The sequence below is a fragment of the Neoalteromonas facilis genome (assembly GCF_002807665.1).
Lineage (GTDB): Bacteria > Pseudomonadota > Gammaproteobacteria > Enterobacterales > Alteromonadaceae > Alteromonas_E > Alteromonas_E facilis.
Genome location: NZ_PEAY01000001.1, coordinates 1243321 through 1256156, shown reverse-complemented (window position 1 = coordinate 1256156; position 12836 = coordinate 1243321). Strand labels below are relative to the sequence as shown.

Genomic DNA, 12836 nt, shown 5'->3' with positions numbered 1-12836 from the left:
TGAAAATGCTTCTTAATCCTCTTTGCTAGTAGCCAGTCGCTTTTTCTTTCCATATTACTTCCTATTGAAACATATATTTACAAAGCTGTTGCCCAAGTCATGAATATTCTATCGATAAGAGTTTTGGCTTCGACTACCATCAATCTCGATTATAAAAAAATTAGGAAGCGAGATAGGTGAAGTTATTCAAGACAATGTTGATTGGAACCGCAGTAGTGGTTCAATCCTCACTGCCGATCATGGCAATGGCAAATCCAAACGAAAATACAACCACTCAGCAACAAGTTCAGTCTGCTCATGACCGTTTGTTTGCGTTATTTGCAGATTCTGATGAGCGTCAGTTAGCGTTAAACCCTATCTCGGGTTTATTTCGCGGTGATATGAGGCGAGCGCATCGATTAGGTGACTATTTGACTGACTCGCAGTACATCGCCTCTCGCACCGATACGCTACTTAATCTGGAAATGCTCAAACATATTGACCGTGAACAGTTAAACGACACTGATAAATTGGCTTACGATGTATTTAAGTATGATCAGGAACAGGCGTTGAATGGTTTGAGTGAAGAGATCCGGGCTTTGACTGCGGTACGCCCAGTCAATCATTTCAGTGGTTTTCATACTTTTTATCCGACGTTCGCCAGTGGTAGAGGGGCTGCGCCTTTTAAAACGGTAAAACATTATGAGGACAATTTATCCCGTCACAAAGATTATATTGCGATTAACGATCGCGCGATTGACTGGTTTAAACGCGGAATGGAAAGTGGTGTTTTTGAAACTAAATTAACCATCGACCGCGTGATCAAACAATTGGATACGCAACTGGCAATTCCTTTGAAGGAGTCCCAGTACTGGGGGCCAGTCACTATGTTCCCAGAAGACTTTAGCGCAGATGATAAAGCCCGTTTAACTAAAGCATATGAGCAGGCTACGCAGGCACTTTATGACGCCACAACACGTATGCGCGATTTCTTACGCGACGAGTACCTGCCTGTCGCGCGCGAAACGATTGGCTTAAGCGACATGAAGGGCGGTAAAGCGCTATATCAACAGCTCGTGGAAAGCACTACCACTTTACCGTTAACACCGGACTACCTGCATGAGTTGGGTTTAAAAGAGGTGGAACGTATTAAAACTGGTATGCTGGAAATCAAAGATGAGGTGGGTTTTTCAGGGACACTGAATGAGTTTTTTAATTACGTTCGCACGGATCCTAAGTTCCAGCCGAAGAGTAGAGAAGGTTTAACAGAAAGTTATTACACCATTGGCAAACAGGTGGACGAGAAAATTGGTGATTACTTCTCATTGCTGCCGAAGTCAGCGCTAGAAATAAAGCCATATGATCCTTCAATCGAGCAATTCAGTGCGGGAGGTTCATACCAGAGAGGGACACCCGATGGTTCACGCCCGGGTACTTTTTACTTCAATGCTTATGATCTGCCTAGCCGTTTAACAACGGGCAACGTAACCTTGTACTTACATGAAGGCGCCCCGGGTCACCATTTCCAAATTAGCCTTGCACAAGAGAACGAAGCCTTACCTGCGTTTATGCGTTTTGGTGGCAACACCGCATACGTAGAAGGTTGGGCGCTGTATGCTGAAACCTTGGGTTATGAAATGGGATTCTTTGAGAACCCGTGGAATCGTTACGGCACATTGCAGGATGAACAGTTACGTGCAATGCGTTTAGTCGTCGATACCGGTATTCATGCTAAAGGGTGGAGTCGCGAACAGGCGATCGATTTTATGCTAGATAACTCAGGCATGACACGTACCGAAGTAGTCGCAGAGGTTGAACGCTATATTGCGATTCCTTCTCAGGCGCTGGCTTACAAAGTGGGGGCTTTGAAGATCCAAGAGCTTCGCGGTAAAGCCGAAGCAGCCTTAGGTGATAAATTTGATATTAAAGGTTTCCACGCACAAGTGTTAGGTACTGGGGCCTTACCACTGGCTGTTTTAGAACAGAAGATTGATCGCTGGATCAGTGCGCAAGCGAACTAATTAGCAAACTAATGCCATGTGACCCATCAGGCCGAAACATAATGAGTATTGAGTCTGTTAGGTAAATGGCTGAAGTGGTCCTATATAGCCCGGTATAGTCGAGAGATAACACCGGGCTTTTTATTGAGCGTTTATTGGATTATTAGTTTGAGCTAATTGATAGGGTATGCGGGGACATCAATGTTGGTAACCGTTTTACCTTGCATGTAAAACCAACCTTGACTCAATGATTCTCGATTGGCAGAAAACTCAAATGCGTAGCGGCTCTTCCATACCGGCATACCTCGGTAGAATCCTGGCCGAGTGTGATCTCTGGCCACGCTAACAAGCTGTAAATTATGTTGTTTGCAGTACTGTGCGGCATATCGATTTGCCAGCTCAGTCATGGCGCGGATTTGCCAAAATTGCAGGGCAACAAGTCCGATAATTAGCAGTATGATGAGATCGTATATGTTCATTTATGATTAACTCTGACTGAATAGCCAACCTATTGCGGTGGATAAACGCTCGCTTCTTTTGGGGTTACGGATTGCCGCCAGTACCTGAGTACGGATATCGGGGATTTGTGCCAGATCAGCAAACAAACCAATGAAAAAGTCAGGCGAGTTACTCGCTTTAGCTGCATGCTCAAGAAACATCATCAGACGCTCTTCTTGTAGTAATGACCAATGACGACCAGCGATAACAATAAGCGTATCTTGGCTCACATGTTCTTGCGACAACAGACTGGTAACTACCTTGACGCGAGGCGCTGCAATTTCTGCTTGGGCCAGACTGCGTAAACACCACAAATTAAACTCAGTGTCTCCGGCTTCAGGAGAGAACAGTTCAGCAATATGGTTGGCAAGCTGATTGTCGATGGGTTTGTTTTCGAGTCCGCTGAGCAAGTGCTTTTGCACCGGGGCTGGGTATTTGTGTGAAAAGTTGTCTAGCCAGTTAAACCAATCTGCGTTTGACCCAAAGTGCACGCAGTCTGACAAACCTTGTACCGATATCTTTTGCCAGTCGAGCAGGTGGGGCGTATCCAAATATTGTTTACTGACTGCGAAATCTTTGCCTGTCGGTAACCCGCATGCTCGTCGAGAAAGCGCATTAAAATCAGCCAGTTGTTGTTGAGTTGGCGTAAAAATGTATGGGTTGTCATGTACTTTACTGGTGCTCTCAAGCGACTGAGATACATCTTGCTTGCTTTCAGCAAGTGCAGTAACCACGAGCTCTAAAAAGTGTCGGCGCGCAGCATCGACTACTTTGCCTTGTTCATCCAGTGGCAATTTGAGAAACCAAATATAGCGCTGCTCAGATAATTGCTGATTCCAATAGGTGATCCCTGTCCATTGATGCTGTTGACGAGGATAAGGCGCAGGGCGAGTACCGTTTTCAATTTCCAAAAATTGCTGCGACGGGATCTCGCGAATACCACGTCCCATATCAAACACTCGATAATCAGTGCCTGCGTGCAACAAAAACTCACTAATGGAATCGATGTTTTTTGACAATTTGACTTCTCTCTGTTTGAAAAATTTTGGCATTATACACACTGACCGTTTTTACAGCGACAGCAAGTTAATCTTGCACGAACGATTAAGGTAATGGTGTGACACTGCCTATTATATATCGGGATGAACACCTGATTGCCGTTGACAAGCCTGCAGGGCTATTAGTACATCGTAGTATGATAGCCAAGCGTGAAACTGAATTTGCCATGCAAATGGTACGAGACCAAATTGGCCAGTATGTATTTCCTGTGCACCGACTTGACCGCCCAACGTCTGGTGTATTGTTGTTTGCGTTAGACAGCGCTACCGCAGCGCTTTTGACTGAGCAATTTTCACAACGTGAAGTTGGAAAAAGCTACCAAGCGATAGTCAGGGGACACATGCCTAGGGCATGGGATATTGACTATCCGCTAAAGGAAATATTGGATCGCAAGACAGATCGTAAAGCGCGACAAGATAAGCCGCCTCAGCCAGCGTTCACTGAGTGCCATTGTATTCAGCGTTACACTATTCCGTTGCCGGTTGGGCGGTATGAAGGGGCAAGATTCTCGTATATTGATTTATTTCCCAAAACGGGGCGAAAGCATCAATTGCGCCGCCATATGGCACATATTCGTCATCCTATAGTCGGAGATACGACGCATGGAGACGGAAAACAGAATCAATTTTTGCGTCACCACTTTAATTTTCAACAATTGGCCCTAACATGTACTGAGATGACATTGCAGCATCCGCATTTGCGGCAAAAGTTGGTGCTAAAGGCAGGTTTATCCCCTGCATTTGCTCAGTTAATAGATAATTGGCGAGTATTTGTTGATGCTGGCAATGCTAATTTAGACATAAACAAGAAGACAAACGAATGAAGAAGCTTTCTATTTTTGCCGGTTCGGTATACGGCAACGCACAGCATGTAGCTGAACAAGTTCAACAAGCGCTGGAAGAAAAAGGCGTTGAGGTTGCGCTTTTTGAGGATCCCGCGGTTGATGATTTTTCACAAGCCGAAGCGGTGATGGTGATCACATCGACAACAGGGCAAGGGGATGTGCCGCCAAACTTAGAGTTTTTCTATTCTGAGTTGCGGGATCAATTTCCATTGATGTCGGGTAAGCCATTTGCCGTTGCGGCATTAGGTGACAGCAGTTACGGTGATACGTATTGTGGCGGTGGACGTCAATTTCAGGAGTTATTGCTGGAATTGCAAGGGCAGCCGGTTGTGGACATGTTAGAAGTCGATGCGATTGAAACGTTAGAGCCTGAGAGCGAAGTCGTGCCCTGGGCCTTGGCCGCGGTAGAAAAAATGTAACCATGAATTACTTGCCAACGTGCGCGTTGATAGGCGCTAACGGCAAGAGTGTAGTCGCTGAGTAAGCCATAATGTACTCAGCGACTCATCTGTTTTTAGCTATTCCGCTGCTCTTAATAAGGCATTAATCCCCACTTTCGCGCGAGTTTGTGCATCCACTTTTTTAACAATGATCGCGGCATATAAGCTGTATTTACCGTCTTTACTCGGCAAGCTCCCGCTCACTACAACTGAGCCGGCTGGTACGCGACCATAGTGAATTTCACCGGTTTCACGATCGTAAATACGTGTACTTTGACCGATATACACTCCCATTGAAATAACGCTGCCTTGCTCAACTACTACGCCCTCTACAATTTCTGAACGTGCTCCAATAAAACAGTCATCTTCAATGATGGTTGGATTTGCTTGTAACGGCTCTAGTACGCCGCCGATGCCAACGCCACCAGACAAGTGCACGTTCTTACCAATTTGTGCACATGAGCCTACGGTTGCCCACGTATCAACCATACTGCCCTCATCTACATAGGCACCTATGTTGACGTATGATGGCATTAAGACCACGTTTTTGCCGACGAAACTACCGGTACGTACGGTCGCTGGTGGTACAACACGCGTGCCGTCTTGTTTAAAGCGAGCTGCGTCGTAGTCTTGATACTTTAAGGGTACTTTGTCGTAGTACTGACTGACACCGTCATTCATAGGAGTATTGTCGTGCAGACGGAAATAAAGCAGCACGGCTTTTTTCAACCATTGGTGAACCACCCATTCGCCGGCAATCTTTTCCGCTACGCGTGCTTCACCTGAGTTCAACATATCGATAGCTTGTTGCACCGCTGCCTTTACGACATTGTGTCCAGAAGTTGGAGTGATAGTGTCACGCTGTTCAAAAGCGTCTTCAATAATGGATTGCAACTCATGCGTCATGTTGTATGTCTTCCAGTTCATCGAGGTTGGTTAAAATGCGTTTCTTAAGTTCAACTTGTTGTGCCGGGCTCAATGCCACGCCATCAGCGTTTGAAACGATAAAAGTGTCTTCCGCTCGCTCGCCAATGGTCGTGATTTTGGCGAGCTTTAAGGTTACGTCACAATCTACGAATGCGTGACCTATTTTGGCTAAAATGCCGGGGGCATCAAGCGCTTCTAATTCAATTAATGTGGCATCGTCTGAGCGGTTAAAAAAGCGCACCTTGGTGGGCACATTTAACTGTTTCAATTGACGCGCAATTTTACGAGCGTTGGTGTGCGAGCGCCCAGGCGCTGCCATTTGTGTTTTAACCGCGTCTTGCAGAGCAGTAAGTCTTTGCTCTGAATCTATGCGATTGCCATCGTTATCTAAAATAATAATGCTGTCACAAACAAACCCATCATGGGTGATGGTGATAGTCGCGTCATGAATGGATAAGTTGCGGCTATCAATAACAGAGGCAACTTGAGCAAATAATGCTGGCCTGTCTTTACCGTATATGAATAGTTCGGTCCCAGCTTTAGTTGTTGTGTTGTTAGCTTTGACCAGCAGAGCATCATCACTATCCAGCTTAAAGCCCAAGATTTCTTCAGTATGCCAGGCTATTTGTGCGGGTTTGTAGCGCGCAAAGTAATCGTGGTCAAAACGCGACCATAAGCTTTCTATTGCGTGATCTGAATAATGACCGTCGGCAAGCAATTGTCTGGCTGCATGTTTGTTCTCGTTCACCCGTTCAAAAATGGTCAACTGACATTGTAGACCGTTGTCTAGCGCTTTCTGCGTCAGTAGATACAGCTCTCTCAATAACGACGCTTTCCAATCGTTCCACAAATTGTCGTTAGTGGCACGAATATCCGCCAGGGTTAACGCATATAGCATGTTCAGATGATTATGACTTTTGATCTTGCTGGCAAATTCATTCACGACTTCGGGATCATAAATGTCGCGACGTTGCGCAACGACCGACATAAGCAGGTGATTGTGCACCAACCATGCAATCAAATCGGTGTCAGATTTAGTTAACCCATGCATTTTAGCGAATACTTTAACGTCTTCTGCGCCCAGCACAGAATGGTCGCCGTTTCGTCCTTTGCCGATATCATGGAATATAGCAGCAAGGTAGAGTAACTCTGGTTTGTCGAGATTCTTGGCAATTCGTCCACAGCGAGGGAAGCGCTTATTGTCGGGGCTAAAATAATGGTTTACATGCTTTACCAAACGATGGGTATGTTCATCTACTGTGTAGGCGTGGAACAAGTCAAACTGCATCATGCCGACAATGTGATTCCACTCCGGCAAATAGGCCTGCAAGATCCCATATTGGTGCATGATATCCCAACCAAAATCAAAGAAATGCGGATGACGCATCAACTGCATGAATTTGATTCGACATTCCGGGCGCTGATTTAAATAATCGTCCTGAAATGCGCGGCGTGCATTGCGTAGCTGTCGAATGCAATCGGTATCTAAACCACTGACACTGGGGGTATCTGCGATTAATAATAGAAAGTCAAAGATACTCTCTGGCGTGTCAAAGACATCTGGGCGAGAAGGGGAAATGAGTCCATCATGCAGTTCAAAATCGCGGTTGAGAGCGACATTGCCATAGTCCTTTTTGCCAAGAATGTCTTGGCTGAATCGCTGCATTAGCATGCGGTTTAGCTCATTCACACGTCTTACCGTGCGGAAAAAGCCTTTCATCATGCTTTCCACCGATGATTTCCCGTTATCGCCAAAGCCCAGCATTTCAGCGACATCAGTTTGATAATCAAACAGTAAGCGGTTCTCACTGCGCCCAGCCACGATATGCAAGGCAAATCGCATACGCCACAAATTCGAGCGGCACTCAATTAACTCGGCGTGTTCTTGCTTAGTAAAATAACCGTGACCAACTAAGCTCCAGCCGTCATATTCTTTAAAGTGTTTTTTCGCGACCCAGCCGATAGTTTGGATATCCCTTAAGCAACCAGGGTTTTCTTTTACATTGGGTTCTAGGTTATAGGCTGTGCCATGAAATTTAGCATGCCTATTTTGTTGTTCTTCCATTTTGGCAATGAAGAATCGGTCACTGGTCCAAACTTTTTTATCATTGACCTGCTTAAGCAGTTTTTCAAATGTCTCAGATGACCCGGCAAGACGACGACTTTCGACCAAATTCGTCGCGATGGTAATATCACCTTTGGCGAGCGTTACGGTCTCTTTAATGGTACGAACGCTTTGCCCAATATCGAGCTTGATATCCCACAATAGAGTAATGAACTCGCTTATCTTTTCACGGGTACTCGCGCTAGGTGCCTTTTCGCACAGGATAAGAAGGTCAATATCAGAATAGGGTTGAAGTTGAGCACGGCCATAACCGCCAACAGCAACTAAGGTTAAATGCTTAACTTCGTCAAGCTCATATAGGTGCCAGAGGTGTTGCAGCAAATTATCGACGAAGACGGCACGACCTGACACCAGTTCATCAACAGCCGAGGTGCTAAACGCAGATTTCAACCATTGGTAACTCTCTTTAACGACCTGCTTAAAGGCTGCGATGTCCGTTCGATCATCGAGTGAACGAACAGAGTCGATCAAATGCTCAAGTGTGAGTATATGCTGTGCTTCATCTGCCACCGTCATGATCGTGTTATTCTCTAGTGTTCAATAATGCGGTCAATGTCTTCTTCTTCGCGTAGTGTGAGGATCTCCACGCCATTTTCAGTCACCAGCAAGGTGTGTTCCCACTGCGCACTAAGACTTCTGTCTTTGGTCACCACAGTCCATTGATCAGGCAGTATCTTAGAGTAGCGTTTGCCTGCATTCACCATAGGCTCTATGGTGAAACACATGCCAGCTTCTAATACGTCACCTGTATTCGGTCTGCCGTAATGCACTACCTGAGGGTCCTCGTGAAACGTAGCGCCAATTCCGTGCCCACAATATTCACGTACAATAGAGTAGTCATGCGCTTCCGCGTGCTGCTGAATGATATGGCCGATATCACCTAAACGAACGCCCGGCTTAACGATCTTAATCGCTTTATAAAGGCTTTCTTGCGTCACTCGAATTAAGCGCTCGGCTAATATGGATGGTTTGCCGATCACGAACATCTTAGATGTGTCGCCGTGATATCCATCTTTTTTGACTGTTACGTCAATATTAATGATGTCACCGTCTTTGAGTTTTTTATCTGACGGAATACCGTGGCAAATCACATGATTGACGGATGTGCAAATTGATTTCGGAAACGGTGGATGCCCATAGTTTAGTGGAGCTGGTATTCCGCCTTGCACGTCAACAATATAGTTGTGACACAATGTGTTGAGTTCATCTGTCGTCACGCCTTTTTTTACATGTGGTGTGATCATATTCAATACGTCTGCTGCAAGTTTTCCTGCAACGCGCATTTTTTCGATTTCTTCTTGAGTTTTGATAATCGCGCCCAAAACGACCTCTAAAGAATAATGGATTAAAAATTTTCAGCGTTGAATGGTATCGTTATGTGGGCAGCCTGTACAGGTAATCCCATCAACTATAGCGCATAAGTAATATGAATAGTGTCTTTGCACGATGGCAAGGAGCACATTATCCATTTATAAAACCGCCACATTTATCGCCAACTTAATCGTTTGCTGCTGCCCTTGATGTAACGAAAAAAAGCGTTAAAAACTTGAGTGTGCTATCCAGTCGTGGTATAAAGCGCGCGCTTTTCGAAGGTGAAGAGCAAATTATATTAAAAATACACACATACATCGGCACTGATATCGGGGTGCTTACGAATGCGTAAGTCGGTATTGGGGATGTATGGAGGCCTAACCCAAATTGAGGACAATTTAATGGCAAACGTATCTATGCGCGATATGCTTCAGGCAGGCGTACACTTCGGTCACCAAACTCGCTACTGGAACCCAAAAATGAAGCCGTTCATTTTTGGTGCTCGTAACCGTGTTCACATCATCAACCTAGAAAAAACAGTTCCGCTTTTCAACGAAGCATTGAGCTACCTAACAGGTGTTTCTGCTAAGAAAGGAAAAATCCTTTTCGTTGGTACTAAGCGCGCTGCTGGCGAAGCTGTAAAAGAAGCTGCAATGAACTGTGGTCAGTACTACGTGAACAAGCGTTGGTTGGGCGGCATGCTAACTAACTGGAAAACAGTACGTCAATCAATCAAGCGTCTTAAAGATCTTGAGCAACAAAGCACTGACGGTACTTTTGAAAAGCTAACTAAAAAAGAAGCGCTTATGCTTCAGCGCGAAATGGCTAAGCTTGAGAGCAGCCTTGGCGGTATCAAAGACATGGGCGGTTTACCTGACTGTATCTTTGTTGTTGACGCGGACCACGAGCACATTGCTGTGAACGAAGCACGCAACCTAGGTATCCCAGTTGTAGGTGTAGTTGATACAAACTCTGACCCAGACGGTGTTGATTACATCATCCCTGGTAACGATGACGCTATCCGTGCTATCCAACTTTACTTGAATGCTGCTGCAACTGCGATTAACGCTGGTCGCGATAACAACGTCGAAGTACAAGCAGAAAAAGACGACTTCGTAGAAGCCGCAGAGTAATTTTGAGGCGTGCTTGGCACGCCTGACACGAATCAAAATGAAGGGGCTAAACAGCCCCTTTAGCTTATAACTTTTATTGATTGAGGAATTTAAAATGGCAGTGACTGCAGCACTGGTAAAAGAGCTTCGTGAGCGCACTGGCGCTGGTATGCTTGATTGTAAAAAGGCCCTCGTAGAAACTGACGGCGACATCGAGCTAGCGATTGAAAACATGCGTAAATCAGGTCAAGCGAAAGCGGCTAAAAAAGCAGGCCGTATCGCAGCTGAAGGTGTTATTTTGACATCTATCGACGGCAATCGCGCTACCATGATGGAACTAAACTGTGAAACAGACTTCGTTGCTCGAGACGAAGGCTTCTTGGATTTCGGTAAGAAAATCCTTGCTGTTGCAGCAGACAACAACATCAATAGCATCGAAGAGTTGAATGCAGCAGACCTAGGTGGTTCAACTGTTCAAGAAACTCGCGACACATTGGTTGCTAAAATCGGTGAAAACATCAGCCCTCGTCGTGTTATTAACATCGACGGTGATGTTTTAGGTGCATATGTTCACGGCGGTCGTATCGGTGTTGTTGCTATCCTTAGCGGCGGCGACGAAGCGCTTGCTAAAGACATCGCTATGCACGTTGCGGCAGCTAGCCCACAATACGTTAAGCCAGAAGATGTACCAGCTGACGTAGTTGAAAAAGAAAAGCAAATCCAAGTTGAGATTGCAGTTCAATCAGGCAAGCCAGCAGACATCGCAGAGAAGATGGTTGTTGGCCGCATGAAGAAATTCACTGGCGAAATCAGCTTGACGGGTCAACCTTTCGTTAAAGATCCTTCAATGTCTGTTGCTGAGTTGTTGAAGTCTAAAGGTGCTGACGTTATCAACTTCGTTCGTTTCGAAGTTGGTGAAGGTATCGAGAAGAAGACTGAAGATTTCGCAGCAGAAGTTGCTGCGCAAATGGAAGCTGCGAAGAAATAATTCAGCTTCTCGACTTTTGCATCAAGTGATTGTCAGATAAACTACGGGCACCTAAATTCAGGTGCCCTTTTTGTGAGTAGCGTTTTTAACTGGACACACATGTTTTAAACGAACTTCAATACGAGCAACCCGTAGTCATAAGGAAACCAACTTCCATGAGCGTATCGTCAAAATCAGCCTATCGGCGAATTCTTTTAAAATTAAGTGGTGAAGCTTTAATGGGGGACGAGGATTTCGGTATTGATCCGAAAGTACTCGACCGAATGGCACAAGAGATCAAAGAGTTGGTCGAATTGGGTGTTCAAGTTGGCCTAGTGATTGGCGGCGGAAACTTATTCCGCGGTGAGGGATTAGCTAAAGCCGGCATGAACCGAGTAGTTGGCGATCACATGGGCATGTTGGCAACCGTTATGAATGGCCTGGCAATGCGTGATGCGCTGCACCGTGCTTTTGTAAATGCACGATTGATGTCAGCGATTCCCCTCAATGGCGTATGCGACGCTTACAACTGGGCAGAAGCCATCAGTTTATTAAAATCGGGTCGCGTTGTTATTTTTGCTGCGGGAACCGGCAACCCATTCTTCACTACCGATTCAGCAGCATGTTTGCGCGGTATCGAAATTGAAGCTGATGCTGTACTTAAAGCGACCAAAGTAGACGGTGTGTACGATTCAGATCCCGTTAAAAATCCAGACGCAGTATTGTATGACCATATCGGCTACAATGATGTGTTAGAGAAAGAATTAAAAGTCATGGATTTGGCCGCATTTACACTAGCCCGCGACCATAATTTGCCGATTCGTGTATTTAACATGAATAAGCCGGGCTGTTTAAAGCGTGTGGTGATGGGCGAATCTGACGGAACCCTTATTGCGAATATACAACAAGACTAAAAAAATAGGACATAACCGTGATAGATGAAATTGAATTAGACGCAGAACAACGCATGGAAAAAAGTATCGCGGCGTTGAAATCACAGTTTAGTAAAATCAGAACTGGACGCGCCCATCCAAGCCTTTTAGATTCTATTCAAGTTTCTTATTATGGCGCAGACACGCCTTTGCGTCAGCTCGCAAACGTTGTAGCAGAAGACAACAGAACGTTGGCACTAACTGTTTTTGATAAAAGTGCAATTCAAGCGGTTGAAAAGGCCATCATGCAATCTGATTTAGGCTTAAACCCAATGAGTGCAGGGGCGATTATTCGCATTCCAATGCCACCTTTGACTGAAGAGCGCCGTAAAGATTTGATCAAGGTTGTGCGTGCTGAAGCTGAACAGGGCCGAGTGGCTATTCGTAATGTACGTCGTGACGCGAATAGCGACATCAAAGAGCTATTAAAAGAGAAAGAAATCAGTGAAGACGAAAGTCGCGCGGCTGAAGAAAATATCCAGACGTTGACTAATACGTTCGTGAAAAAAGTTGATAGCTTGCTTGCGGACAAAGAAAAAGAACTTATGGAAGTGTAAGTCTTTTGGACAAGTCAACCGACAGCATTACATCGCAGGTTACCTGCGATGATAGCAATGGCCAAAGTGGAGATTTCCCTCGGCA

Annotated in this window: 12 protein-coding genes; 7 read left to right on the top strand and 5 right to left on the bottom strand. The window is 45.4% G+C overall.

Annotation, left to right across the window (positions count from 1 at the left end; translation table 11 throughout):
* Nucleotides 1-176: 176 nt before the first annotated feature.
* Nucleotides 177-2000 carry a DUF885 domain-containing protein gene (locus tag CSH93_RS05725; protein WP_100642211.1) on the top strand — a complete coding sequence of 608 codons (1824 nt, stop codon included), beginning with the start codon at nt 177-179 and terminating at the stop codon, nt 1998-2000.
* A 152-nt stretch (nt 2001-2152) separates the two neighbouring features.
* Here the strand turns inward: CSH93_RS05725 and CSH93_RS05720 are convergent, their stop codons facing one another.
* Both CSH93_RS05720 and CSH93_RS05715 read right to left on the bottom strand, forming a co-directional pair.
* Entirely contained in the window at nt 2153-2458 is a 306-nt protein-coding gene (locus CSH93_RS05720) for a DUF3301 domain-containing protein (RefSeq protein ID WP_100642210.1), read from the bottom strand.
* A gap of 6 nt (nt 2459-2464) precedes the next feature.
* Nucleotides 2465-3496 (bottom strand): DUF3549 family protein, encoded by a 1032-nt coding sequence (locus tag CSH93_RS05715; RefSeq protein ID WP_164078303.1) that lies wholly within the window; start codon nt 3494-3496, stop codon nt 2465-2467.
* 98 nt (nt 3497-3594) lie between these two features.
* On the opposite strand from CSH93_RS05715, the gene CSH93_RS05710 reads away from it, so the two are divergent.
* Nucleotides 3595-4359: a pseudouridine synthase gene (locus CSH93_RS05710; protein ID WP_100642208.1), complete on the top strand. Its 765-nt coding sequence runs from the start codon at nt 3595-3597 to the stop codon at nt 4357-4359.
* A complete protein-coding gene (locus CSH93_RS05705) occupies nt 4356-4799 on the top strand; it encodes a flavodoxin (RefSeq protein WP_100642207.1) in 444 nt (147 codons plus the stop codon). Before CSH93_RS05710 ends, CSH93_RS05705 begins: the two co-directional genes overlap by 4 nt.
* Before the next feature lie 99 nt (nt 4800-4898).
* Here the strand turns inward: CSH93_RS05705 and dapD are convergent, their stop codons facing one another.
* The 3 genes from dapD to map are packed head-to-tail and all read right to left on the bottom strand — an operon-like array spanning nt 4899 to nt 9194.
* Entirely contained in the window at nt 4899-5747 is an 849-nt protein-coding gene (gene dapD / locus CSH93_RS05700) for a 2,3,4,5-tetrahydropyridine-2,6-dicarboxylate N-succinyltransferase (RefSeq protein WP_240615486.1), read from the bottom strand.
* The gene (gene glnD / locus CSH93_RS05695) at nt 5716-8388 is read right to left on the bottom strand and encodes a [protein-PII] uridylyltransferase (RefSeq protein ID WP_100642205.1); all 2673 of its coding nucleotides are present in this window, start codon (nt 8386-8388) and stop codon (nt 5716-5718) included. The genes dapD and glnD overlap by 32 nt, the downstream gene beginning before the upstream one ends.
* Before the next feature lie 14 nt (nt 8389-8402).
* Entirely contained in the window at nt 8403-9194 is a 792-nt protein-coding gene (map, locus tag CSH93_RS05690; RefSeq protein ID WP_100642204.1) for a type I methionyl aminopeptidase, read from the bottom strand.
* 390 nt (nt 9195-9584) lie between these two features.
* Between map and rpsB the strand changes: the two genes are divergently transcribed.
* From rpsB to frr, 4 genes are all read left to right on the top strand, one after another.
* Nucleotides 9585-10316 (top strand): 30S ribosomal protein S2, encoded by a 732-nt coding sequence (gene rpsB / locus CSH93_RS05685; protein ID WP_100642358.1) that lies wholly within the window; start codon nt 9585-9587, stop codon nt 10314-10316.
* Nucleotides 10317-10410: 94 nt separating this feature from the next.
* Nucleotides 10411-11283, top strand: coding sequence for a translation elongation factor Ts (tsf, locus tag CSH93_RS05680; protein ID WP_100642203.1), 873 nt, complete (start codon nt 10411-10413; stop codon nt 11281-11283).
* 155 nt (nt 11284-11438) lie between these two features.
* Nucleotides 11439-12176: a UMP kinase gene (gene pyrH, locus CSH93_RS05675; protein WP_100642202.1), complete on the top strand. Its 738-nt coding sequence runs from the start codon at nt 11439-11441 to the stop codon at nt 12174-12176.
* A 17-nt stretch (nt 12177-12193) separates the two neighbouring features.
* Nucleotides 12194-12751, top strand: a complete 558-nt coding sequence (frr, locus tag CSH93_RS05670; protein ID WP_100642201.1) for a ribosome recycling factor — start codon at nt 12194-12196, stop codon at nt 12749-12751.
* Nucleotides 12752-12836: the final 85 nt, after the last annotated feature.

What these genes read in the sequence shown, in the direction of transcription:
- CSH93_RS05720 (WP_100642210.1), bottom strand. Translation starts at nt 2,458, where the DNA reads ATGAACATATACGATCTCATCATACTGCTAATTATCGGACTTGTTGCC.
- CSH93_RS05705 (WP_100642207.1), top strand. Translation starts at nt 4,356, where the DNA reads ATGAAGAAGCTTTCTATTTTTGCCGGTTCGGTATACGGCAACGCACAG.
- dapD (WP_240615486.1), bottom strand. Translation starts at nt 5,747, where the DNA reads ATGAACTGGAAGACATACAACATGACGCATGAGTTGCAATCCATTATT.
- glnD (WP_100642205.1), bottom strand. Translation starts at nt 8,388, where the DNA reads ATGACGGTGGCAGATGAAGCACAGCATATACTCACACTTGAGCATTTG.
- rpsB (WP_100642358.1), top strand. Translation starts at nt 9,585, where the DNA reads ATGGCAAACGTATCTATGCGCGATATGCTTCAGGCAGGCGTACACTTC.
- tsf (WP_100642203.1), top strand. Translation starts at nt 10,411, where the DNA reads ATGGCAGTGACTGCAGCACTGGTAAAAGAGCTTCGTGAGCGCACTGGC.
- pyrH (WP_100642202.1), top strand. Translation starts at nt 11,439, where the DNA reads ATGAGCGTATCGTCAAAATCAGCCTATCGGCGAATTCTTTTAAAATTA.